At 54.6% G+C, this 24076-nt stretch carries 20 protein-coding genes; 9 read left to right on the plus strand and 11 right to left on the minus strand.

Translation table 11 applies throughout. The annotated features are described in order from the left end of the window. Nucleotides 1-43 precede the first annotated feature (43 nt). From I6L74_RS02275 to I6L74_RS02285, 3 genes are all read right to left on the minus strand, one after another. Complete coding sequence (locus tag I6L74_RS02275; RefSeq protein WP_059179397.1) at nucleotides 44-628, minus strand: RpoE-regulated lipoprotein; 585 nt, start codon at nucleotides 626-628, stop codon at nucleotides 44-46. Nucleotides 629-690: 62 nt separating this feature from the next. Further along, complete coding sequence (locus tag I6L74_RS02280) at nucleotides 691-1140, minus strand: DUF2919 domain-containing protein (RefSeq protein WP_059179398.1); 450 nt, start codon at nucleotides 1138-1140, stop codon at nucleotides 691-693. Next, nucleotides 1127-1552 carry a GNAT family acetyltransferase gene (locus tag I6L74_RS02285; RefSeq protein ID WP_041689485.1) on the minus strand — a complete coding sequence of 142 codons (426 nt, stop codon included), beginning with the start codon at nucleotides 1550-1552 and terminating at the stop codon, nucleotides 1127-1129. Before I6L74_RS02285 ends, I6L74_RS02280 begins: the two co-directional genes overlap by 14 nt. A gap of 214 nt (nucleotides 1553-1766) precedes the next feature. Between I6L74_RS02285 and amiA the strand changes: the two genes are divergently transcribed. Further along, nucleotides 1767-2642, plus strand: a complete 876-nt coding sequence (gene amiA / locus I6L74_RS02290; protein WP_059179399.1) for an N-acetylmuramoyl-L-alanine amidase AmiA — start codon at nucleotides 1767-1769, stop codon at nucleotides 2640-2642. After that, nucleotides 2639-3538 (plus strand): oxygen-dependent coproporphyrinogen oxidase, encoded by a 900-nt coding sequence (gene hemF, locus I6L74_RS02295; RefSeq protein WP_059179400.1) that lies wholly within the window; start codon nucleotides 2639-2641, stop codon nucleotides 3536-3538. Before amiA ends, hemF begins: the two co-directional genes overlap by 4 nt. A 54-nt stretch (nucleotides 3539-3592) precedes the next feature. Here the strand turns inward: hemF and maeB are convergent, their stop codons facing one another. Beyond that, a complete protein-coding gene (maeB, locus tag I6L74_RS02300; RefSeq protein WP_059179401.1) occupies nucleotides 3593-5872 on the minus strand; it encodes an NADP-dependent oxaloacetate-decarboxylating malate dehydrogenase in 2280 nt (759 codons plus the stop codon). Between the two features lie 292 nt (nucleotides 5873-6164). On the opposite strand from maeB, the gene tal reads away from it, so the two are divergent. Beyond that, nucleotides 6165-7115, plus strand: a complete 951-nt coding sequence (tal, locus tag I6L74_RS02305; RefSeq protein WP_059179402.1) for a transaldolase — start codon at nucleotides 6165-6167, stop codon at nucleotides 7113-7115. Between the two features lie 19 nt (nucleotides 7116-7134). Then, a complete protein-coding gene (gene tkt / locus I6L74_RS02310; RefSeq protein WP_059179403.1) occupies nucleotides 7135-9123 on the plus strand; it encodes a transketolase in 1989 nt (662 codons plus the stop codon). Here tkt and I6L74_RS02315 read toward each other — a convergent pair. The 3 genes from I6L74_RS02315 to aegA form a co-directional block, all read right to left on the minus strand. Further along, nucleotides 9120-10163, minus strand: coding sequence for a DUF1176 domain-containing protein (locus I6L74_RS02315; protein WP_059179404.1), 1044 nt, complete (start codon nucleotides 10161-10163; stop codon nucleotides 9120-9122). The two genes, tkt and I6L74_RS02315, sit on opposite strands and share 4 nt — an antisense overlap. A gap of 124 nt (nucleotides 10164-10287) precedes the next feature. Then, the gene (gene nudK / locus I6L74_RS02320) at nucleotides 10288-10863 is read right to left on the minus strand and encodes a GDP-mannose pyrophosphatase NudK (RefSeq protein WP_059179405.1); all 576 of its coding nucleotides are present in this window, start codon (nucleotides 10861-10863) and stop codon (nucleotides 10288-10290) included. Nucleotides 10864-10929: 66 nt separating this feature from the next. Next, nucleotides 10930-12906, minus strand: coding sequence for a formate-dependent uric acid utilization protein AegA (gene aegA, locus I6L74_RS02325; RefSeq protein WP_059179406.1), 1977 nt, complete (start codon nucleotides 12904-12906; stop codon nucleotides 10930-10932). 183 nt (nucleotides 12907-13089) lie between these two features. On the opposite strand from aegA, the gene narQ reads away from it, so the two are divergent. Next, entirely contained in the window at nucleotides 13090-14784 is a 1695-nt protein-coding gene (gene narQ / locus I6L74_RS02330) for a nitrate/nitrite two-component system sensor histidine kinase NarQ (RefSeq protein ID WP_059179407.1), read from the plus strand. A 201-nt stretch (nucleotides 14785-14985) separates the two neighbouring features. Next, complete coding sequence (gene acrD / locus I6L74_RS02335; RefSeq protein WP_059179408.1) at nucleotides 14986-18099, plus strand: multidrug efflux RND transporter permease AcrD; 3114 nt, start codon at nucleotides 14986-14988, stop codon at nucleotides 18097-18099. 100 nt (nucleotides 18100-18199) lie between these two features. Here the strand turns inward: acrD and ypfM are convergent, their stop codons facing one another. Then, nucleotides 18200-18259, minus strand: coding sequence for a protein YpfM (gene ypfM, locus I6L74_RS02340; RefSeq protein WP_100780840.1), 60 nt, complete (start codon nucleotides 18257-18259; stop codon nucleotides 18200-18202). 388 nt (nucleotides 18260-18647) lie between these two features. On the opposite strand from ypfM, the gene I6L74_RS02345 reads away from it, so the two are divergent. Genes I6L74_RS02345 through I6L74_RS02355 form a run of 3 tightly spaced genes read left to right on the plus strand, consistent with a single transcriptional unit; the run spans nucleotide 18648 to nucleotide 20356 of the window. Then, nucleotides 18648-18995 (plus strand): ArsC family reductase, encoded by a 348-nt coding sequence (locus I6L74_RS02345; RefSeq protein ID WP_059179409.1) that lies wholly within the window; start codon nucleotides 18648-18650, stop codon nucleotides 18993-18995. Between the two features lie 10 nt (nucleotides 18996-19005). Then, on the plus strand, nucleotides 19006-20133 hold the full coding sequence (gene dapE, locus I6L74_RS02350) for a succinyl-diaminopimelate desuccinylase (protein WP_059179410.1): 1128 nt from the start codon (nucleotides 19006-19008) through the stop codon (nucleotides 20131-20133). Nucleotides 20134-20158: 25 nt separating this feature from the next. Further along, a complete protein-coding gene (locus I6L74_RS02355; RefSeq protein ID WP_059179411.1) occupies nucleotides 20159-20356 on the plus strand; it encodes a YpfN family protein in 198 nt (65 codons plus the stop codon). Nucleotides 20357-20398: 42 nt separating this feature from the next. Here I6L74_RS02355 and ypfH read toward each other — a convergent pair whose 3' ends face one another. The 3 genes from ypfH to ypfJ form a co-directional block, all read right to left on the minus strand. Beyond that, the gene (ypfH, locus tag I6L74_RS02360; RefSeq protein WP_059179412.1) at nucleotides 20399-21094 is read right to left on the minus strand and encodes an esterase; all 696 of its coding nucleotides are present in this window, start codon (nucleotides 21092-21094) and stop codon (nucleotides 20399-20401) included. A 74-nt stretch (nucleotides 21095-21168) separates the two neighbouring features. Beyond that, nucleotides 21169-23169, minus strand: a complete 2001-nt coding sequence (locus tag I6L74_RS02365; protein ID WP_059179413.1) for a tRNA(Met) cytidine acetyltransferase TmcA — start codon at nucleotides 23167-23169, stop codon at nucleotides 21169-21171. A 26-nt stretch (nucleotides 23170-23195) separates the two neighbouring features. Continuing rightward, nucleotides 23196-24065: a KPN_02809 family neutral zinc metallopeptidase gene (gene ypfJ, locus I6L74_RS02370; protein WP_059179414.1), complete on the minus strand. Its 870-nt coding sequence runs from the start codon at nucleotides 24063-24065 to the stop codon at nucleotides 23196-23198. Nucleotides 24066-24076: the final 11 nt, after the last annotated feature.

Below are 24076 nucleotides of genomic sequence, written 5' to 3' on the forward strand. Positions count from 1 at the left end.
TATTATACTGATATTTCAGCGAGACGGTTTGTCTGGGCGCAAATTACTGCTTCCAGATAATCTTGCTGATTTTCCAGTTTTTGAGCGTATCGTCAGACGGCATTAAACCTTCCGGGCCGCTCCATTCGCCGGTGAAGAGATAGCTAACATGCTGGCGACCATCGGCTTTACATTCCACGGCGACTTTCTCTTCCGCAACGGCGCTTGTGCAGTTGCCGAAGGCTTTCTGATAGAGCGCGCTGAACGGTGTCCCCACTTTTACGCCGCTGTCGGTCTCAATATCGCTGTCCAGCACGTCGATGCGGTTTACCGTGCCTTTATCGCCGTTAATCACCATCGCCAGCTTGTCGTCTTTCAGCGCTTCAAAGTAACGGACAATATTGCCATTTTCCGTTTTCATCCCGCTGCGCAGGCGGTAATCACTGCCTAATGCGGATTCGATGGCGTCCTGATCCAGCGCCGTTGCGGCGGTAATATTGCCGACGCCTTGATCGGTCACTTCAATGGATGACCCAAACCAGTTCCACGGATACGCCGCCGACCAGTTAATTGAGGAGATCGACGAGAGTGTCGAACACCCCGTTAACACCAGCGGCAGAGCGCATAAAACTAAACGCAGCGATTTCATTGAAACGTCCTTTCTTGTTAATTCAACGCTTGTTGGAGTGCAGCATCGGTGAAAAGTGCCGTTTAATCTTTTTCGAGGGCAAAACTGGCGCGCAGACGGGGATTGGTCAAAAGCCAAATCAGCGCCACGATGTCGACAACCACCAGCGTAATCCCGATGCCGCTCAGCGGCTCACCGTAAAACCACAGCAGCGGCTGCCAGGCAACTAACACGATCTGCGCCAAGACCAACAGCCATCGCAGGCTGTTCCACACGCGCGGGAAATGTTGTCGACGTCCGCTCAGCAAAAACGCCATCACCGCAGGCACGCCGGGCAATAACCCAAGCCAGAAATTATCATGATCGGGATAGAACAAATTCAGCAGCGTGTTTCCCTGATCGCGCGACGCCCCCGCGACGACGAACAACACCCAGGTTCGGGCCTGGAGCAACAGCACGCACCAGAATAAAAACGGCAGCCTGATGCGCCCGTGCACGTCATAATCGCCGGGATGGAATTCAGTACTCTTCATCTTCGATCAGGCGCTTACCCAGATTCAACACGTCGGCATGTTCATAGCCGAGGCGTTCATACATTCCCAGCACCACGTCGTTATCTTCGCGCACCATGATTTGAATCTTCGGACAGCCACGCGCGATCAGCTTCTTTTCCAGTCGATTAAGCAACGCATTGGCAATGCCGCGTGCGCGGTATTCCGGGTGTACGCCCAGGTAATAGGCCGAGCCGCGATGCCCGTCGTATCCGCCCATCACCGTGCCCACCACTTCGCCGTTCACTTCAGCTACCAGGAACAGGCTGACGTCATGATTAACCTTTCGCTCGATATCCATTTCGGGATCATTCCACGGACGCAACAGATCGCAGCGCTCCCAAAGGGTAATCACCTCTTCGAAATCTTCCTGGCGAAAAACGCGTATCTCCATGGTATTAACCGCCTTTTTGGGTTCAAAAACAGTGATTATGACGCGAACACCGCCTTTAGCCAATAACCAGCGAAAAAGGCGTGAAATTTTGGCATAATGTCACTCTGTCACGTATTGAAATGAAAAGTAAAACAATTCTCAACATGGACTGTCGTAACGGAAAACGCGATACGATATAACACCAGGACTCCCATTTTTTTACAATCCAGGCCGCATGAGCACATTCAAACCCTTAAAAACACTCACATCGCGTCGTCAGGTTCTCAAAGCGGGGCTGGCGGCTTTAACGTTAACCGGCATTGCGCAAGCGCAAGCAAAAGATGACAGCACGCTGAAAACGGCTAACGGACACAGCAAACCGAAGGTAAAAAAAGCGGGTGCGAAGCGGGTCGTGATGCTTGATCCCGGTCACGGCGGAATCGATACCGGCGCTATCGGTCGCAACGGTTCTAAAGAAAAACACGTTGTGTTGGCGATAGCGAAAAATGTCCGCTCAATCCTGCGTAGCAACGGTATTGACGCGCGTTTAACCCGCAGCAGTGACACCTTTATCCCGCTGTACGATCGCGTGGAAATTGCCCATCAGCACGGTGCGGATCTGTTTATGTCGATCCATGCCGACGGTTTTACCAACCCAAGCGCGGCGGGTGCTTCCGTGTTTGCTTTGTCGAATCGCGGCGCGAGTAGCGCCATGGCGAAATATCTTTCTGACAGGGAAAACCGCGCGGACGAAGTGGCGGGTAAAAAAACCACTGATAAAGATCATCTGCTGCAGCAGGTTCTGTTTGATCTGGTCCAGACGGACACCATCAAAAACAGCCTGACACTCGGCTCGCACATTTTAAAGCGTATCAAGCCCGTGCATCGCCTGCACAGCAAAGGCACCGAGCAAGCGGCGTTTGTGGTGCTGAAATCGCCATCGATTCCGTCTGTGCTGGTCGAAACCTCATTTATCACCAATCCGGAAGAAGAACGCCTGCTCGGAACGACGGCGTTTCGCCAGAAAATCGCCAATGCGATTGCCTCCGGCGTGATCAGTTATTTTAACTGGTTCGATAATCAAAAAGCCCACTCGTCGAGACGCCGATGAAACCGAATGTACAGCAGGTCAAAACCTTTCTGATGCAGCTTCAGGATGATATTTGCCAGAAACTCAGCGCCGTTGACGGCGGCGAATTCCACGAAGACAGCTGGCAGCGCGAGGCCGGTGGCGGTGGGCGCAGCCGCGTGTTGCGAAACGGCGGTGTGTTCGAACAGGCGGGCGTCAACTTTTCCCACGTTTATGGCGATGCGATGCCCGCGTCAGCGACGGCGCATCGTCCGGAGCTGGCCGGACGCAGTTTTGAAGCGATGGGCGTGTCGCTGGTGGTTCATCCGCACAGTCCTTTTGTCCCAACCAGCCACGCCAACGTGCGCTTTTTTATTGCTGAAAAGCCCGGTGCCGATCCGGTCTGGTGGTTTGGCGGTGGTTTCGACTTAACGCCCTATTACGGATTTGACGAAGACGCCCAGCACTGGCACCGCACCGCGCGGGATATCTGCCAGCCGTTTGGCGAAGAGGTGTATCCGAAGTACAAAAAATGGTGCGATGATTATTTCTATCTTAAACATCGCGATGAGCAGCGCGGCATCGGTGGCCTGTTCTTTGACGATCTTAATGCGCCGGATTTTGACACCGCGTTTAACTTTATGCAGGCCGTCGGCGAGGGATATACCGACGCTTACCTGCCAATAGTGGAACGTCGCAAAAATACCGATTACGGCGTACGCGAGCGCGAGTTCCAGCTGTATCGCCGGGGTCGTTACGTGGAATTTAATCTGGTGTGGGATCGCGGCACGCTGTTTGGCCTGCAAACCGGCGGTCGTACGGAGTCGATTCTGATGTCGATGCCGCCGCTGGTGCGCTGGGAATACAATTTTGAACCAAAAGAAGGCAGCCCTGAGGCTGCCCTTGCTGAGTTTATAAAAGTGCGGGACTGGATTTAACCCCTCACTCTCAGGCCCTCTTCCCACCGGGGAAAGGGCCTGAAGGAGAAACAATTACAGCGGCTGCGTCTGCGCTTCAACCACCGCCAGCGCCACCATGTTCACAATCCGACGCACAGAAGCAATCGGTGTTAACACATGCACCGGTTTCGACACGCCCATCAGCACCGGTCCAACCGTCACCCCTTCAGAACTGGAAACGCGCAGCAGGTTGTAACTGATACGCGCCGCTTCGACGTTCGGCATAATCAGCACGTTCGCCGAGCCTTTCAGCGGGCTGTCCGGCATGCGTTCATTACGAATGCTTTCGACCAGCGCGGCATCGCCGTGCATCTCACCGTCAATCATCAGCTCCGGCGCACGTTCGCGCACCCGTTCCAGCGTCTCGCGCATTTTGCATGCGGCTGCAGATTTGGATGAACCAAAGTTTGAGTGCGACAGCAGCGCCACTTTCGGTTCAATACCAAAACGACGCACGGTTTCAGCCGCCATAATGGTGATTTCCGCCAGCTGTTCCGGCGTCGGATCGTCATTGACGTAGGTGTCAGCGATAAAGGTGTTGCCGCTTGGTAGCAGCAGCGCATTCATCGCGCCTGCAGTGTGGACGCCTTCGCGATAGCCGAAGATCTCCTGCACCACGCTGAAATGTTCATGATAATCGCCAATCGTACCGCAGATCAGCGCATCCGCTTCGCCACGATGAACCATGATCGCCCCGATAACCGTTGTATTGGCGATCACCGCGCGCTGCGCCTGCTCCTGCGTGATCCCGCGGCGCTTCATGATGCTGTAGTACTCGCTCCAGTACTCCTTAAAGCGCGGATCGGACTCGTTGTTGACGATCTCAAAATCCACGCCCGGCTTAATTTGCAGACCGAGTTTCTGGATGCGCATTTCGATAACGCTCGGACGGCCAATCAGAATCGGTTTCGCCAGCCCCAGCGACACCAGTTCCTGCGTGGCATGCAACACGCGCGCCTCTTCCCCCTCGGCCAGCACCACACGTTTTGCGTCGGTACGTGCCTGCGAAAAGATCGGTTTCATGAACAGGTTAGTTTTGTAGACGAATTCCGTGAGCTTATCGACGTAGGCGTCAAAATCCTCAATCGGACGCGTCGCCACGCCGGAATCCATTGCCGCTTTAGCAACGGCTGGAGCAATCTTGACGATCAGGCGCGGGTCGAACGGTTTTGGAATAATATAATCCGGGCCAAAACTCAGATCCTGATCGCCGTACGCCGATGCCACGACTTCGCTCTGCTCGGCGTGCGCCAGTTCAGCAATGGCGTGTACCGCCGCCAGCTTCATCTCTTCGTTGATAGCCGTTGCGCCCACGTCCAGCGCGCCACGGAAGATGAACGGGAAGCACAGCACGTTGTTCACCTGGTTCGGATAATCAGAACGCCCGGTACAAATGATCGCGTCTTCACGCACCGCTTTTGCCAGCGGCGGCAGGATTTCAGGTTCCGGATTTGCCAGCGCCAGGATCATCGGCGCACGCGCCATTTTTTTGACCATTTCCGGGGTCAGCACTTTCGGCCCAGAACACCCGAGGAAAATATCCGCACCGTCAATCACGTCATCTAACGTGCGTTTGCCGTCATCGTCCACCGCATAGGCGGCTTTGGTTTCGGCCATATTCGGTTCGCGATCTTTGTAGATAACCCCTTTCGAATCACACACCACAATGTTGTGCTTCTGCATGCCCAGCGCCACCAGCAGGTTCATACAGGCAATTGCTGCCGCACCCGCACCGGACACCACCATGCGAACATCAGAAAGCGTTTTCTCAACCACACGCAGACCATTTAAAATGGCGGCCGTACTGATGATTGCCGTGCCGTGCTGATCGTCATGGAACACGGGAATGTTCATGCGTTCACGCAGTTTCTGCTCAATGTAAAAACACTCTGGCGCTTTGATGTCTTCGAGATTGATCCCGCCGAAAGTCGGTTCCAGCGCGGCGACCACGTTGATAAATTTGTCGGGATCGAGTTCGTCCACTTCGATATCAAACACGTCGATTCCGGCGAATTTTTTGAACAGTACGCCCTTGCCTTCCATCACCGGTTTTCCGGCCAGTGCGCCGATATTACCCAGCCCAAGCACCGCCGTACCGTTAGAAATAACGGCAACCAGATTGCCACGCGCGGTGTATTTGAACGCGGCGAGCGGATCTTTTTCGATCTCAAGACAAGGTGCCGCCACGCCCGGCGAATAGGCCAGCGCCAGATCGCGCTGAGTGGCGAGTGGCTTAGTCGGTGAAACCTGGATTTTGCCCGGTACAGGGAATTGATGAAAATCGAGGGCGCTCTGTTTTAACTGATCATCCATCTTGTTGTTCCTTTCAGGTATCGATCAAAAAGGGTGGCGTGCTCACGTTCCTGATGCTCACCCTGGAGTGGCGCATAGTATCGCCCCTGAAAGCCGCACAAACTTTGAAGGCTGCCAAACTCTCACCATCCCAGAGCAAAATTTGTTATCAATTTATAACAATCCTGTTACCCCTTCCAAAAACAAGGCCTCCCCCGTCTGCTATGCTTTTTTGTTAAGTACGTCATGTATTTCGCAGAAGTGTGAACCAACGCACTCGCCTGGGGCTTTGTTTTCGAAGGAGTATTTCTTTATGAACCAGCTAGACGGCATCAAACAATTCACTACGGTAGTCGCGGATAGCGGCGATATCGAGTCGATTCGACACTATCAGCCAGAAGATGCGACCACCAATCCCTCGCTGCTGCTTAAAGCCGCGGGCCTTGAGCATTTCAGCCATCTGATTGACGACGCGCTCGCCTACGGCAAGCAACGCGGCAAGACTCAGGAACAGCAAGTTGCTGAAGCCAGCGACAAACTGGCAGTCAATATCGGTGCGGAAATTCTGAAAAGCATACCGGGACGCGTCTCAACGGAAGTGGACGCACGCCTCTCTTTTGACCAGGAAAAAAGCATCGCCAAAGCGCACCGACTGGTCGAGCTGTACCAGGAGCAAGGTATCGATAAATCGCGCATTTTGATCAAACTCGCCTCCACCTGGGAGGGTATTCGCGCCGCCGAAGTGCTGGAAAAAGAGGGCATCAACTGTAACCTGACGCTGCTGTTCTCCTTTGCACAGGCACGCGCATGCGCTGAAGCGGGTGTCTATCTGGTCTCGCCGTTTGTCGGTCGTATTTACGACTGGTATCAGGCCAAAAAACCGATGGAACCCTACGTGGTGGATGAAGATCCAGGCGTGAAATCAGTGCGCAATATTTTTGATTACTACAAGCAGCACCGCTACGAAACCATTGTGATGGGTGCGAGCTTCCGCCGTATTGAGCAAATTCTGGCGCTGGCGGGCTGCGATCGCCTGACAATCTCCCCGACCCTGTTGCAAGAGCTTCAGGATCACGATGAGCCGGTGATGCGCAAGCTGGTGCCGACCTCTACCGTTCTGCCAAAACCGAAACCGTTAACGGAAGCCGAATTCCGCTGGGAACACAATCAGGACCCGATGGCCGTGGATAAGCTGGCAGATGGCATCCGCCTCTTCGCCGTTGACCAGCGCAAACTGGAAGATCTTCTTGCCGCCAAACTTTAATCTCGCCATGGAGTGAAATATGTCCCGTAAAGAGCTCGCTAATGCCATCCGCGCCCTCAGCATGGATGCCGTGCAAAAAGCCAATTCCGGCCATCCTGGCGCACCGATGGGCATGGCCGACATTGCCGAAGTGCTGTGGAATGATTTCCTGAAACATAATCCGACCGATCCAACGTGGTATGACCGCGACCGTTTTATTCTTTCAAACGGTCACGCCTCTATGCTCCTGTACAGCCTGCTGCATTTGTCCGGCTATGATTTGCCGCTGTCGGAGATCAAAAATTTCCGCCAGCTGCATTCCAAAACGCCCGGCCACCCTGAGCTTGGCTATACGCCGGGCGTCGAAACAACCACCGGACCGCTCGGTCAGGGGCTGGCGAATGCTGTCGGGCTGGCGGTCGCTGAACGCACCCTGGCCGCCCAGTTCAACCAGCCAGGCCATGACATCGTCGATCACTTCACCTACGTCTTCATGGGCGACGGTTGTCTGATGGAGGGGATTTCGCACGAAGTCTGCTCGCTGGCCGGCACGCTGGGGCTGGGAAAACTGATCGGTTTCTACGATCACAACGGTATTTCCATCGACGGTGACACCGATGGCTGGTTTACCGACGACACGGCAAAACGCTTTGAGGCCTATCACTGGCATGTGGTGCATGAAATTGACGGCCACGATCCGCAGGCGATTAAGCAAGCGATTGAAGAAGCGCAACGCGTCACCGATAAACCGTCGCTGATTATTTGCCGCACGACAATTGGTTTTGGCTCGCCAAATAAAGCGGGTAAAGAAGAGGCGCACGGCGCAGCGCTGGGTGAAGAAGAAGTGGCCCTGACGCGTCAGAAACTGGGCTGGAAATACCCGGCGTTTGAGATCCCGAAAGAGATCTACAAAGCCTGGGACGCTCGTGAAGACGGCGAAAAAGCCCAGCAGGCGTGGAACGAAAAATTCGCCGCCTACAAAAAAGCGCATCCTGAGCTGGCTGCCGAATTCTCTCGCCGGATGAGCGGCGGCCTCCCGGAAGACTGGGAAGAGAAAACCCAGGCGTTGATCGAGAACTTACAGGCGAATCCGGCAAAAATCGCCACCCGTAAAGCCTCGCAAAATACGCTCAATGTGATTGGCCCGATTCTGCCGGAATTACTCGGCGGCTCGGCGGATTTAGCGCCTAGTAACCTCACCATCTGGTCCGGTTCAAAATCGCTGAAAGAGGATATCGCCGGGAATTACATCCACTACGGCGTGCGTGAATTCGGGATGACCGCCATCGCTAACGGTATCGCCCATCACGGCGGATTTGTGCCCTATACCGCAACGTTCCTGATGTTTGTCGAATATGCGCGTAATGCGGCGCGTATGGCCGCCCTGATGAAAGCGCGACAAATCATGGTGTATACCCATGATTCAATCGGTCTTGGCGAAGATGGGCCCACGCACCAGGCTGTCGAACAGCTCGCCAGCCTGCGTCTGACGCCAAACTTCAGCACCTGGCGTCCGTGCGATCAGGTGGAAGCAGCGGTCGGCTGGAAACTGGCGGTTGAACGTCACACCGGCCCCACTGCGCTTATCCTCTCGCGCCAGAATTTGCTGCAAATTGAGCGCTCACCGGAGCAGGTGAAGAACATCGCCCGCGGAGGTTATGTGCTCAAAGACAGCGGCGGCAAGCCTGACGTGATCCTGATTGCGACCGGCTCTGAAATCGAAATTACCGTGCAAGCCGCAGAGAAATTAACCGCTGAAGGCCACGCGGTGCGCGTTGTTTCTCTGCCCTCCACGGATATTTTTGATGCGCAGGATGAGGAATATCGCGAATCGGTACTGCCCTCAAACGTCGCGGCCCGCGTGGCGGTTGAAGCGGGGATCGCCGACTACTGGTACAAATATGTCGGTCTGAAAGGCGCCATCGTCGGGATGACCGGCTACGGTGAATCCGCCCCGGCGGATAAGCTGTTCCCGTACTTTGGCTTTACCGTCGAAAACGTGGTCGAGAAAGCGCTAAGCGTGCTTTAACGCGTGATCCACAGGGTGGGCCAGGCGTCTGGCCCATGCCAGTTATCACAGCTCGGCTCTTCAGCATAACGCACCAGACGAAAACGCTGGCCGTCAAACCGCCAGCGCGTCTGGATACCGCAGTCCGCCATGCCACGTCCTAGCGACAGCGTGGTCAACTCGCGGGTTTTCTCATCAAAACGCGCATTCATCAGCTCCATTTCACTGCTCTCGCTCGACGAGACAAACGGCAAACGCAATCGCACCGCGCGGGCAGCAAACGGCTTCTTACGCGACACTTGCCACGCCAAATCAACCGTATTGTACGCACCCGCTTCGCAGCTGATGATCAGCAATGCTTTGTCATCGGTGAGCGCCGTGACGCGCACTTCTCGGCGATTTGGATCGAGCGAGCACTGGCTGTTATTCATACGCCATGAGCCGTAATCCAGCAGATCGTTGAGTTCTTCATGCGTGAGCGGCGTAGGGGTGGGGTTAACAACGGCGACTTCTTTAAGGGCCGGCGCGGGCGGGACGCTCAGCGGGGGATCGTCGCCTTTCTGAATCCAGGCCGTTTCGCTTCCCACGCGTTTTTGCTGCGCGTCGATAAACAGCAGTGCGGCTTTTAGCCCTGCGAGCGAAATCGTCTGCTTACCGCCGTTCAGCGTCAGTGCCTCCCCTTCCTGAATTGTTTTCAGAAACTGAGTCACCGTTACGGCATCGTCGGTCATGAGTCGCAAGGGCGAAATCTGCCAGCGCTGCGTATTCAGCGTTAAACGTGCGTTGTCCAACAACAGTCTTTGCGCAATTGGCGCTTCCTTACCTGAAGCCCTCGACAATCCGCCTAATTCGATACGCAGTGATGCATCGGTTTTGGCACCGGCACTGCGGCTCAACGTCATCACCAGCCCACCGTGTTCACCCGTATTACGCGCGACGCAAAAGTTCTGGTTGTTGCAGGTGACTTGCCAGTCGGCGAAAGACTGTTGTGCAGGAGCCGCCCATACCAGTGGCACAGGCAGCACGCTGAGAAATAAAATAAGTAAAACACTGAGGCGCATGAAAGGCACAATCCCGGATACATAGACTCGAAAACTGGCGGTATCTTCGTGTCATGACCGGGGTTGCTCAATCAGATTTATCGGATAGATTTATTTGAAATGCAATTTATTAACGGCATAAAGATCAAGACATTAACCCTGAAAGCTGCAAATACTGCAACAGGATCAACGCCTTACCATCCTGAATTTCTCCGGTTTTGACCATCTCTAGCGCCTTTTCAAACGGAATCTCCAGCACCTCGATATCTTCATCTTCTACGCCACCGCCCGCATTAGCGCGCTGCGCGTCGGTATATTCCGCAATAAAGAAGTGAATAATTTCCGTCACGCCGCCTGGTGACATATACAGCTCGAAAAGTTTTTTGACTTCACCCACGGCAAAACCGGTTTCTTCGATGGCTTCTTTACGAATGCAGACTTCTGGCGCGTCATTATCCAGCAGCCCGGCACAGGTTTCGATCAGACGTCCATCGGGATTGCCATTGACCCAGGTAGCCACGCGGAACTGGCGAATCAGCACTACGGTTTGCTTTTCACGGTTGTATAAAAGAATGGTTGCCCCATTGCCACGGTCATAAACCTCACGTTTATGGCGGATCATCTCGCCATTTTTGCGTGTTAAGTCATAGGTGATATTGCGCAGGACGAAATAATTGTCGGAAAGGATTTTATCTTTGATGATCTCAATTTTCAGACTCATACGGGCTCCAGAACGTAATGAGTCATTCATAGTACGCCGTGAAACCCGCTTTGTCGCCCCACTGATTTAATGAATATCGTGCTGTTTTATTTCCAGCCAATCCATCATGCCCTGCGCCGCATGACGCCCTTCCGCCATCGCTGTGACAACCAGATCCGCGCCGCGCACCGCATCGCCACCGGCAAAAATTTTCGGGTGGCTGGTTTGATAACGATAGCGACTCTCAACGCTTGCCACGATACGGCCCCAGTCATCTACGTTCACGCCTTGCGCCTGCAGCCACGGCATGGCGTGCGGGTTAAAGCCAAACGCCATAATGACCGCATCCGCGGGCATGACAAATTCGCTGCCCTCAATCGGCACCGGACGGCGACGCCCCTGCCCATCAGGCTCACCAAGCTGAGTCCGCAGCAGGCGGACGCCGTTCACTCTGCCAGCGTCATCAAGCACCAGCTCAACGGGCTGGACGTTAAATTCAAAGTTCGCCCCCTCCTCTTTGGCGTTTTTGACCTCTTTTTTCGAGCCTGGCATGTTGGCTTCATCCCGACGATAGGCGCAAGTGACGTTGGCAGCACCGTGGCGTAACGCGGTGCGCACGCAATCCATCGCCGTATCGCCGCCGCCCAACACCACCACATTCAGACCAGCGGTGTCGATGTAGGGTTCGGTTACGGATGGCGCGAGGCCCATCAAATGCCGTGTATTCGCGACGAGGAAAGGGAGTGCGTCATAAACGCCTGGCGCATCTTCGTGGGGGATACCCGCTTTCATTGAGCGGTAGGTTCCGACGCCGATAAACACTGCATCATAGTCGCTGAGCAGACGGGACAGCGGGATATCCTTGCCCACTTCGCAGTTCAGCTCAAAGCGGATCCCCATCGCGGTAAAGATCTCCCGACGGCGCGTCAGCAGGGATTTGTCGAGCTTAAAAGCCGGGATGCCAAACGTCAGCAAACCGCCGATTTCCGGATGACGGTCATAAACCGTGACGTGCACGCCATGCCGAATCAGCACGTCGGCACAGGCTAAACCCGCAGGCCCTGCGCCGATAATGGCGACGTGTTTATCGACGGACACCACGCTGCTCATATCAGGTCGCCAGCCTTTTGCCAGCGCCCGATCGGAAATATAACGCTCAATATTGCCGATCGTGACTGCGCCTGATTCGTCACGAATCGTGCAGGCACCTTCGCATAAACGATCCTGGGGACAGACGCGTCCGGTGATTTCCGGTAAACAGTTGGTCTGATGTGAGAGTTCCACCGCGCCGTCGATATCTCCGGCCTTAACGCGTTCAATCCACTGGGGAATATGATTGTGCAGCGGACAGGTCCACTCGCAGATGGAATGCTCACCGCATTTCAGGCAGCGATCCGCTTCGCGATGCGCCTGCTCGGTACGAAACGGCAGATAGATCTCGTCAAAGTTTCCGGCTCGTTGAGCAGGCGTGAGTTTGTCCGGTTCACCGCGCGCCGCCAGCGCCTGCATTTGGCTGACTTTGCTCTGTCGCGTCTCAGTTGGCGCGGATGTGCCGTGCCACGGCTGTGCTTCCTGGCTGGCGGTACGCTGACGTCGCATTTTGGCCAGTTGATTCAACCCTTTTTCCGTGACCAGCGTCAGCGCATCGGCGGGGCAATTCTCGACGCACGCAGGTCCTTGCGGTCTGTCATGGCACAGATCGCATTTATACGCTGAGGCTTTAACGTGACCGTCCGCAAGCGGCGTCACGACTATTTCCATCGTCCCAAAGGGGCAAGCAACAACGCACGCTTTACAGCCGATGCATTTTTGCTGATTCACCTGTACGCTGTCGTTGATTTTTGCGATCGCGCCATTTGGGCAGCGTTGAGCACAGGGCGCGTTTTCACAGTGATGACACGTCACCGCACTGCGACGCGATCCCTGCTTCAGGACTGTGATCCGGGGAACAAACTGGCGCAAACTGAGCACGTGTTGTTCATTATTGTGAGCCATCACGCAGGCAACTTCGCAGGCATGACATCCAATACAGCGCAGGTTATCGGTCATAATAAATCGATTCATAAGACACCCGTTCTGGTAGCATTACCCTTAGTTTTTATAAGAATATTGTATTTAACTGGGCTGACGGTCTCAGGCAATGTTCATTTGCCCAGAAAGGGGCACTATTTACGACTTACCTGTGGCAGATCAATTTATTTCATCACAGGTGAAATTGCGTTTCAGTAACGTTCAGGAAGCCGTGTTGTGATCGTTAAACGTCCTGTTTCAGGAAGCCTGGCCCGGGCTTTTATCTCGATTATTTTGCTCTCCGTTCTGACCAGCGGAATTGCGTTAATGACGCTTGCCAGCAGCCTGCGTGACGCTGAAGCCATTAATATTGCAGGCTCTTTGCGCATGCAAAGCTACCGTCTTGGTTACGATCTGGAACGCAACAGCGCCGGTTTTTCCGATCATCGCCTTCACTGGCAAAACACCCTTAACTCCCCCGTGTTGAAAGAGCTGGATCGCTGGTACGTTCCGGAATCAGTAAAAACCGGTTATCAGCAGTTGCAGATCGCATGGCATGAGATGGACAGCCATCTCGAAGCGGGGGATAAGGCGTGGTATCAGGATCATATCCAGCAATATGTGGAGCGTATTGACGCTTTCGTGCTCGCACTTCAACACTATGCGGAACACAAAATGCAGCTGGTGGTGGCGATTTCACTGGCCGGTGGTGTGGGGATTATGCTGCTGGTGGTGGTCACACTGCGCCGGATACGCCGACAGGTTGTCGCCCCGCTTAACCATTTGGTTGCCGCCAGCCTGCAAATGGAACAAGGTGATTTTGACATTCAAGCTCTGGGCACCAGCCTGCCCAACGAGCTGGGGCTGCTTTCGCGCACCTTTAACCATATGTCCTCGGAATTGCATAAACACTATCGATCGCTTGAGATAACGGTCGAAGAAAAAACCCGTCACCTGAATGAAGCCCACCAGCAGCTCGAAATGCTGTTCAAATGCTCCCAGGCGCTGAATACCAGTCAGATAGACGCGCACTGTTTCCGGCATATTCTGCAGATTGTTCAGGAAGATACGGGAATGAGTTTCCTGGAACTGCAGGCCAGCGATAACTGGCAGCTGTGCGAAGGGGTAAAACAAGACGATCGGGAGACGTTTACCCTGCCGGTCATTATGCAGGACACGCGTTTTGGCGAGCTGCGCTGGCAAAGCGAGAGTGTGGCTGTTTCTCTGCCTTTGATGAAAAGCGTGGCGACAATGCTCGGGCGCGGACTCTATTTTAATCAGGCGCAGAAGCACTACCAGCAATTGCTGCTTATGGAAGAACGCGCCACGATTGCCCGCGAACTGCACGACTCTCTGGCGCAGGTGCTCTCGTATTTGCGCATTCAGCTGGCGCTGCTCAAACGTGCTATCCCGGACGATAACGTGCCTGCGCAGACCATTATCACCGACTTCTCACGCGAACTGAACAATGCCTGGCGTCAGTTACGCGAGCTGCTGACCACGTTCCGATTGGCGCTCAATCATTCGAATCTTCCAGCCGCGCTGCAAGAGGCGCTGGAAGGTCTGCAAAGCCAAACCACCGCCAGACTGGCGCTGGACTGCCGACTCTCATCCTTAGCCCTGGATGCACAAAAGCAGGTCCATTTGCTGCAAATTGTGCGCGAAGCGGTGCTGAACGCCATCAAGCACGCCCAGGCGAGTGAGATTACCGTCAGCTGCATCACTGCGCCTGATGGCATGCACACGGTTTATATTCGTGACAACGGCATTGGTATTGGTGATGCCAGCGAGCCGCCAGGGCACTACGGACTGAATATCATGCGCGAGCGTGCCGGACGACTTGGCGGGTCGCTGGGCTTCTCACAGCCGCAAAATGGCGGAACGCAGGTATGTATTCGCTTTCGCACACCCGAGGTCGTAGAGGGTAAATAACGGTAAATAAAAGGGTATTGTTGCCAGTCTGCTTCGCTTGTGGGCAATAATTCGCTGTGCGGAACGTCAGGAACGCGCTGTAAATGCGCATGATAATTTACACTATCTCCTTATTTTCTCCACGTTTGGCATCCGCCTTGCCGCTAGAGTTAAGCGGGCAATGTACAATAACGATGCGCAGCAAAACGAGGTCTTATTTTCATGGCGAATTTCTTCATTGATCGCCCCATTTTTGCCTGGGTGCTGGCAATTATTTTATGTCTGACAGGCACTCTCGCTATTCTGTCACTTCCTGTTGAGCAATATCCCGATCTGGCTCCGCCGAACGTTCGTATCACCGCGAACTATCCCGGGGCATCAGCCCAAACGCTGGAAAACACCGTTACCCAGGTCATTGAGCAGAACATGACCGGGCTGGACAATCTGATGTATATGTCCTCGCAAAGCAGCGCAACAGGCCAGGCGACCGTTACGTTGAGTTTCACCGCCGGTTCTGACCCGGATGAAGCCGTACAGCAGGTGCAAAACCAGCTGCAATCAGCCATGCGAAAACTGCCGCAGGCGGTGCAAAATCAGGGCGTCACGGTCCGCAAAACCGGTGATTCCAATATCCTGACGATTGCCTTTGTTTCCACCGACGGTTCGATGGATAAACAGGATATCTCAGACTATGTCGCCAGTAATATTCAGGATCCGCTGAGTCGTATTAACGGCGTTGGCGATATCGACGCCTATGGCTCGCAATATTCCATGCGTATTTGGCTCGATCCGGCGAAGCTGAATAGCGTGCAAATGACGGCAACGGATGTGACCAATGCCATCAAATCCCAGAATGCGCAAATCGCTGTCGGCCAACTTGGCGGTACGCCGTCTGTCGATAACCAGGCGCTAAACGCCACCATCAATTCGCAGTCATTACTTCAGACGCCGCAGCAATTCCGCGACATCACCCTGCGCGTCAATCCGGACGGTTCGGAAGTGCGTCTGGGGGATGTGGCAAAAGTGGAAATGGGTGCGGAAAAATACGACAACCTGAGCCGATTTAACGGCAATCAGGCGTCGGGTTTAGGGGTGAAACTGGCCTCAGGGGCGAACGAAATGGCCACCGCAAAGCTTGTTATTGAAAGGCTGGACGAACTCGCGCCCTATTTCCCGCACGGCCTGGAATATAAAGTCGCTTTTGAAACCACCTCCTTCGTAAAAGCTTCCATCGAAGATGTGGTCAAAACGCTGCTCGAAGCCATCGCGTTGGTGTTCCTGGTGATGTATCTGTTCCTGCAGAATTTTCGCGCAACGCTTATCCCGACGATTGCCGTCCCGGTGGTTCTGCTCGGAACGTTCGCCGTGTTATACGCCTTCGGCTACAGCATCAACACCCTCACCATGTTCGCCATGGTGCTGGCGATTGGCTTGCTGGTGGATGACGCCATCGTTGTGGTGGAAAACGTCGAGCGTATCATGACGGAAGAAGGCCTTTCGCCGCGCGAAGCGACGCGAAAATCGATGGGGCAAATTCAGGGCGCGCTGGTGGGGATCGCGATGGTGCTCTCCGCCGTCTTCGTGCCCATGGCGTTTTTTGGCGGCACAACCGGCGCGATTTACCGCCAGTTCTCGATAACCATCGTTTCTGCCATGGTGCTTTCGGTGCTGGTGGCCATGATCCTGACGCCCGCCCTTTGCTCAACGCTGCTCAAACCGTTGCACAAAGGCGAACAACACGGACAAAAAGGGTTCTTCGGCTGGTTCAACCGCATGTTTAATCGCAATGCGGCGCGCTATGAGGCGGGCGTCGCAAAGATATTGCACCGCAGCCTGCGCTGGATCGTAATTTACGTTTTACTGCTCGGTGGGATGGTATTTTTATTCCTGCGCCTGCCGACCTCGTTCCTGCCGCTGGAAGACAGAGGCATGTTTATCACGTCAGTGCAGTTGCCCAGCGGTGCCACCCAGCAGCAAACGCTGAAGGTGGTGCAGAAGGTTGAACAGTACTTTTTCACCCAAGAAAAAGACAACATTGTGTCGGTGTTTTCAACCGTCGGATCCGGCCCTGGAGGTAACGGGCAGAACGTCGCGCGGATGTTCGTCCGCCTGAAAGGCTGGGACGAGCGCGACAGCAAGACCGGCTCTTCTTTCGCCATTATCGAGCGCGCCACCAAAGCATTTACGCGCATTAAAGAAGCGCGGGTATTTGCCAGTAGCCCGGCGGCCATTAGTGGCCTGGGCAGTTCGGCAGGTTTTGATATGGAGTTACAAGACCACGCAGGCGCCGGGCACGATGCGCTCATGGCCGCCCGCGACCGGTTGCTGGATCTGGCGGGTAAAGACCCTTCGCTCACCCGCGTGCGCCACAACGGTCTTGATGACAGCCCGCAATTACAGATCGATATCGATCAGCGCAAAGCCCAGGCGCTGGGAGTTTCCATCAATGATATTAACGATACGCTGCAAACGGCCTGGGGCTCCAGCTACGTGAACGATTTTATGGATCGCGGACGCGTGAAAAAGGTTTACGTCCAGGCGGCGGCGCCTTACCGCATGCTGCCCGACGATATTAATCTGTGGTACGTGCGCAATAATACGGGTGGGATGGTGCCGTTCTCCGCGTTTGCGACATCCCACTGGGAGAGCGGCTCCCCGCGACTGGAACGCTATAACGGCTATTCCGCGCTGGAAATCGTTGGTGAAGCCGCGCCGGGAGTAAGTACCGGAACCGCGATGGACACCATGGAGAAGCTGGTTCAGCAACTGCCCGCAGGGTTCGGCCTGGAGTGGACCGCGATGTCCTATCAGGAACGGCTCTCAGGCGCACAAGCCCCTGCTCTGTATGCCCTGTCGTTACTGGTGGTGTTCCTGTGCCTCGCCGCGCTCTATGAAAGCTGGTCCGTTCCGTTCTCCGTCATGCTGGTGGTGCCATTAGGTGTCATCGGCGCATTACTCGCCACCTGGATGCGTGGTCTGGAAAACGACGTGTACTTCCAGGTGGGGTTGCTCACGGTCATCGGCTTGTCAGCGAAGAACGCGATTTTGATCGTCGAGTTTGCCAATGAGATGAATTCGAAGGGGCACGATCTGCTGTCGTCTACGCTACACGCGTGTCGTCAGCGTCTGCGCCCGATCCTGATGACGTCTCTGGCATTTGTGTTTGGCGTGCTGCCTATGGCGACCAGTTCTGGAGCAGGTTCCAGCAGCCAGCATGCTGTGGGGACGGGGGTGATGGGCGGAATGATTTCAGCCACGGTTCTGGCTATCTATTTCGTTCCGTTGTTCTTCGTGCTGGTGCGTCGTCGCTTCCCGCTTAAAGAACGGCCAGAATAAACGTGCATTAAAAAAGGCGGCTCCAGAGCCGCCTTTTTATTGTGTGATGAATCACATCGTTTTTATACTAAATAAGTGCTCTTGCAATTCTTCCTGAATGTCATTTACGAAGCATGTCTTCGATAAAATCTTTCCAGTTCCCCAGTTCACGTTCAATCATAACAACCTCTCTTATTATTATGCGTATTCTATGAGAATATATCGGTGTTGTGAAGATAATTTAATCAATCGGTTTGCTTTCCTTCCCCTTGCTGTGCCTGACGTGCTTCAAATATGGTCTTTTAACCATAAATTTTATGTGACCAATAGCAATATTTAGAAACAACCACACGTGTGGGTGATATTCTTATTACCTACTGACTTTAAGCCAAATTTTGCTTATCTGGACATTTATGCGGTCCTGATGAAATAATATTCAGCTTACATGTGTAGGTTGAATTATCAGGCATAGTACAATCAGGCATAAGGTAAATATGTTATGTTTGGTCAAATAATATAACATCGAAAAAACTGAACATTTTTTATTAATAAAGACAAAAGGATTCATCATGATTGTGATGTATGGAATTAAAAACTGCGACACCATAAAAAAGGCACGCCGCTTCCTGGAAAGCCATAATGTCGAATATCGCTTTCATGATTACCGCGTTGATGGGCTTGACGCTGATTTCCTTCAAACCGCCATCGCGGAACTGGGCTGGGAAGCGCTGCTGAATACGCGCGGAACAACCTGGCGTAAACTGGATGAATCCGTTCGTAGTAGCATTACCGATGCCGATAGCGCAGCAAAATTAATGCTCGAAATGCCAGCAATAATCAAACGCCCATTGCTCTGCGCGCCCGGTCAGCCTATGCTGCTGGGCTTTAGTGAATCCAGTTATCAGACTTATATTTGAGGTGCAGTTTATGTCATGCCCGGTCATTGAGCTGACTCAGCAGCTTATTCGCCGCCCTTCCCTTAGCCCGGACGATGCAGGTTGTCAGGCTTTAATGATTGAACGTCTGCGCGCGATCGGTTTTACCGTTGAGCGGATGGATTTTGGCGACACCCAGAACTTTTGGGCATGGCGCGGCCAGGGTGAAACGCTGGCTTTTGCCGGACATACCGACGTCGTTCCGCCAGGCGATGCTGACCGTTGGATCAATCCGCCGTTTGAACCGACCATTCGTGACGGCATGCTGTTTGGTCGCGGTGCGGCTGACATGAAAGGCTCGCTGGCTGCGATGGTGGTGGCCGCCGAACGGTTCGTCGCCCAGCATCCAAACCACAAAAACCGTCTGGCATTCCTGATCACATCCGATGAAGAAGCCAGCGCTAAAAATGGCACGGTGAGAGTCGTTGAAGCGCTGATGGAACGCCGCGAACGCCTGGATTATTGTCTCGTAGGCGAGCCGTCCAGCACTGAAGTGGTGGGCGATGTGGTAAAAAATGGCCGTCGCGGATCGCTGACCTGCAACCTGACGATCCACGGTGTGCAAGGCCACGTCGCGTATCCGCATCTTGCCGATAACCCGGTGCATCGCGCTGCGCCCATGCTGAATGAGCTGGTCAATATCGAATGGGATAAAGGCAACGAATTCTTCCCGCCGACCAGCATGCAGATTGCGAATCTTCAGGCGGGTACGGGCAGCAATAATGTGATCCCCGGTGATTTCTCCGTGCAGTTCAACTTCCGTTTTAGTACGGAACTGACCGACGAGATGATTAAAAGCCGCGTCATCGCGCTGCTGGAAAAATACGAATTGCGCTACTCCGTGGACTGGTGGCTGTCTGGCCAGCCGTTTCTGACCCAGCGCGGCAAGCTGGTCGATGCGGTGGTTAACGCCATCGCGCACTATAATGAAATTAAACCGCAACTGCTGACAACGGGTGGCACATCAGACGGACGCTTTATTGCTCGTATGGGCGCGCAGGTTGTCGAACTGGGACCAGTGAACGCCACCATTCATAAAATCAATGAATGCGTGAATGCGGCTGATTTACAGCTACTGGCGCGTATGTATCAACGTATCATGGAGCAACTCGTCGCCTGACGAGGGCTCTGAGAAGGAATAGCGAATGGACTGGCTGGCTAAATACTGGTGGATTTTGGTGTTGGTGTTTCTGGTAGGCGTCTTGCTTAACGTCATCAAAGATCTTAAGCGCGTTGATCATAAGAAGTTTCTCGCCAACAAGCCCGAACTTCCGCCACATCGTGACTTCAACGATAAGTGGGACGATGACGACAACTGGCCGAAGAAAGACCAGAAGAAATAATCGTCTTATTTCCTCTCTCCGCCAGGAGAGAGGAACGCCACATCATAAAAACTCAACGATATCGTCGTCATTCGGCTTACCGCCGCTCAGCGCTTCGTCAAAATAATGCTTCGGCACGGTAAAGCGCAGATGATCAAGCGCCAACTGCATGCTGCGATCGTCAATCGCATGACCCAGCTCATCAACGATATCCAGCGTCACGTCCCCGCCTTCACGAATCAACGCGTCCTGTGCCGCGACTGCGTGAGACAGCTCGATGACCCGATCTTCACCACCGTGGATCAAGTGGATCGTTGTTGATGTGGTCGACGTTTTTGGCAACGTGGCAAAACGGCCGTTAAACGCAATCACGCGGGACACCAGGCCTGGCTGCGCTTTCACGCTCTCCAGTGACATAATCGCCCCTTGAGAAAAACCAATCAGCGCGGTGGCCGCTGCGCCAACGCCACTCTGTTTTTGCCAGTAACGTACCGTTTCAATAAACGCCGGCATGATGGCATCAATGCGCGCCTGACGATTTTCTTCCGTCACACCCTGCACCGAAAACCACTGGCGTCCATTCGGACCGCACGGCTCAACGCCGCCCACGCTGACAATCAGCGCATCGGGGAAGATGGGCGCAAACCAGCTTCCAATCTGCCCCATATTGACGGCGTTATCGCCCACGCCATGAAACAGCAGCAGTAATTGTTGCGCGGGTTTTTCGGGGCTTTGAACAACAAAATGGTCATGTTTCATGGCAATCTCCTTAATTCGATAAAGTGGAGTTTACGCCTCCGGAAGGTAATCACCATGCCACTTTACTGAAGGAGTCATTGAAAAAATTGCCATTGCAAAATGTCACTTTTAAGCCGTTGGCTACGCTGAATATCTAATGAATCAAGGGCCTGACACGCTTCACGACGCTGCATTGCGAGCAACTGTTTGCGCCCCTGAAGGGCAAGATCCGCGCACAGCTGGGCATCATCCCGTTGGCGTTCTATTTTCCCGCGCAAGGCCGTAAGCGGGAGATCCACCGCCAGCAGTAATCGCGTAAGCGCCGCCGCAGACGTGGCGAATGGCCGATGGGCGAAAGCAAACCCAGCCAGCTCAAGCCAGTCATCATTATTAAGAACAGGTTCCCACGCCTCTTCTACGGGGATCTTTTCGCCGTTCCATCTCTCAATGATTCGGGCATCACGACATAAACGCTGATGCGCCTGCACGCAAAGCGCCCTGCCCGCCTCGCTTATGGGCAGCAGCGCCATTGCCGTAAAGCAACCGCTACTGGCTTCACGATGCGTGCCCATCCGCACCAGAACAAACCCGCAGCGCTGCCAAAATCGCCATAGCTCATCGGTGAACCCGAAGCTGACGGAGAGATAATCCTGCTGAATATGCTGACCCGCGCACGCGATAAGAGCCTGCCCAATGCCCTCGCGCTGACGCGCCGGATGTACCGCAACGCGTGTGATGCGCCGCCCGATAAGCGTAGCCGCCAACGGTGAGCCGCCGTGAGCCGCCAGCGACTGCGCCACCAGATTGCCGCGCGGCCGCCGATACCCCGCCCATACCGCCTTGCTGAGTTCCGGGCTCAAACCGCCTTCCTCCACCAGCCACATTGCGCCGATAAGTTTTTCTGCGGCGCGGGCAATGGCGAAATGCTGCCCCGGCGCGTCCATCATGCGACGTAAATCGAGGGGCGACGTGCGATAGTGAGCGGAGCAAAGAAGTTTATAAATATCTGCTGCGAGGTGTGGATGGCTCTCCCATAGCGGCTGTGCGAGCGCGGTGATCTGCGCGACGTCGTCAGGGATCGCATCAAGGGCTTCATCATCAAACAGCAGCGCGTTGCTCACCACGCGTTCCAGCGGGCATCCTGCCGCCCAGCGGACGGGCGTCGTGAGGGTGAAATAATGCAAATGCGGAAAGCGTGCGCAGAATTTCAGTAAAAACCCGCGTCCCGTGCCTTCATAACCCTGGACTGTTGTGGTCAGTAGCACCCGCGGGAAACGGGCAACCAGCTGTTCAAGCAGCGGGCCAGGAATGGCGGCGGCTTCATCAACCACCAGCCAGTCAGCGCGTTCATCAGAAGCTAACAGCGCATCCGGTGCGATAAAACGGAAATTATCACCGGCAAAACGCGCAATAACGTCAGTCGCGCCTTTCGCGGGCGCGGTCACAATGGCGCGGCCTACCACGCGTTGCAGCAGCATTCCGGCCAGCGCTGATTTTCCTCGCCCACGCGCTGCAGTGACTACCGCGATCCCTGCGTTCATCTGTGTGAGGGCATGAAGAATGTCGGCCTGTTCGCACAGCGGCTCACCGCTGGCGGGGTACCAGTCGTGCAACGGTGGACAGCTTGCCACGTAGAGTGGCTGTTCCTGCTGCCAGAGAATCACGTCGGGATCGTCGGTTATGATTCGACAAAAATGATGAACAAAATGTGGCGTGGCAATCGGCTCTGCGCTGTCGCTCCAGCGAAGGGAATCGGCATCGGCCTTTTCAGGCCAACGCGAGAGAGGCGGCACCAGCAAGACCAGCAAACTGCCCGCGCGTAAGGTGCCGCTCAGGGCCGCAAATGCCGCGACGTCAAAACCATCGCGGGCATCAAAAATAGCGTGGAGATATTCGCGCCCGAGCAGGCTTTTCAGATTTTGCGGCGTGCAAAAAGGTTCGACAGCGTTTTTTTGACCGACCCACAGCCAGTCGCCTTGCAGTGGGTCGCGTAGCGCCAAAGAGTGCGTCTGCAACCAGTCGTCATCGCCGCTCAACACCAGCAATCGGCGATGGCCAGAACGCGCAAGTTGGGCAGTCAAATTGTCAAACGTCATGCCGATCTCATCCCTGGCGCGCAACGTCACATGGCTTTGCCGAAGGTATTGCATTGCGCCGGATCGCCGCTGGCGAAACCGCGTTTAAACCAGCTGTAACGCTCTTCTGATGTGCCGTGGGTAAAACTGTCCGGAACAACACGCCCTTGACTCTGCTGTTGCAGACGGTCGTCGCCGATAGCCTGTGCGGCGTTGAGCGCCTCTTCAAGGTCACCGGACTCCAGTACGCCCTGCTGCTGCATGCTATGACCCCACACGCCCGCGAAGCAGTCAGCCTGCAGCTCCATTTTCACGGAAAGACGATTGACTTCGGTCTGCGATGCATTTTGCTGAAGCTGACGGACTTTCGGTTCGATACCGAGCAGTTTCTGAACGTGGTGGCCGACTTCATGCGCAATAACGTAGCCCTGGGCGAAATCACCGTCCGCGCCGAGCTTGCGTTTCATGTCGTCATAGAAAGAGAGATCGATATACACGGTGCTGTCTGCCGGGCAATAGAAAGGCCCCATCACCGATTGGCCCGTACCGCAGCCAGTGCGGGTCGCGCCGCGATACATCACCAGCTTGGGTTGCTGGTAAGTGCGCCCCATTTTTTCGAACTGCTGACCCCAGGTGTCTTCCGTCGTCGCCAGAATGACAGAGGTGAATTTTGCAGCTTCGTCTTCGTTCGGGCTGATGGAGCGCTGAGAGGTTTGCTGTTGCTGAACGGGGTCTCCCGTGATTAACCCCGTCAGATCAACGCCGTAATAACCCGCAACCAGCACAATGGCGAGCAGAATAATGCCGCCCTTTCCGCCAGGCAGGCGCATACCGCCGCCGCCCATTGATGGGCCACCGCCGCCATTGCTGCGCCGATCTTCTACATTGTCACTTTCACGACGCCCTTGCCAGCGCATAACCACCTCGA

This window comes from Lelliottia amnigena (assembly GCF_019047465.1).
GTDB classification, from domain to species: Bacteria; Pseudomonadota; Gammaproteobacteria; order Enterobacterales; family Enterobacteriaceae; genus Enterobacter; species Enterobacter amnigenus.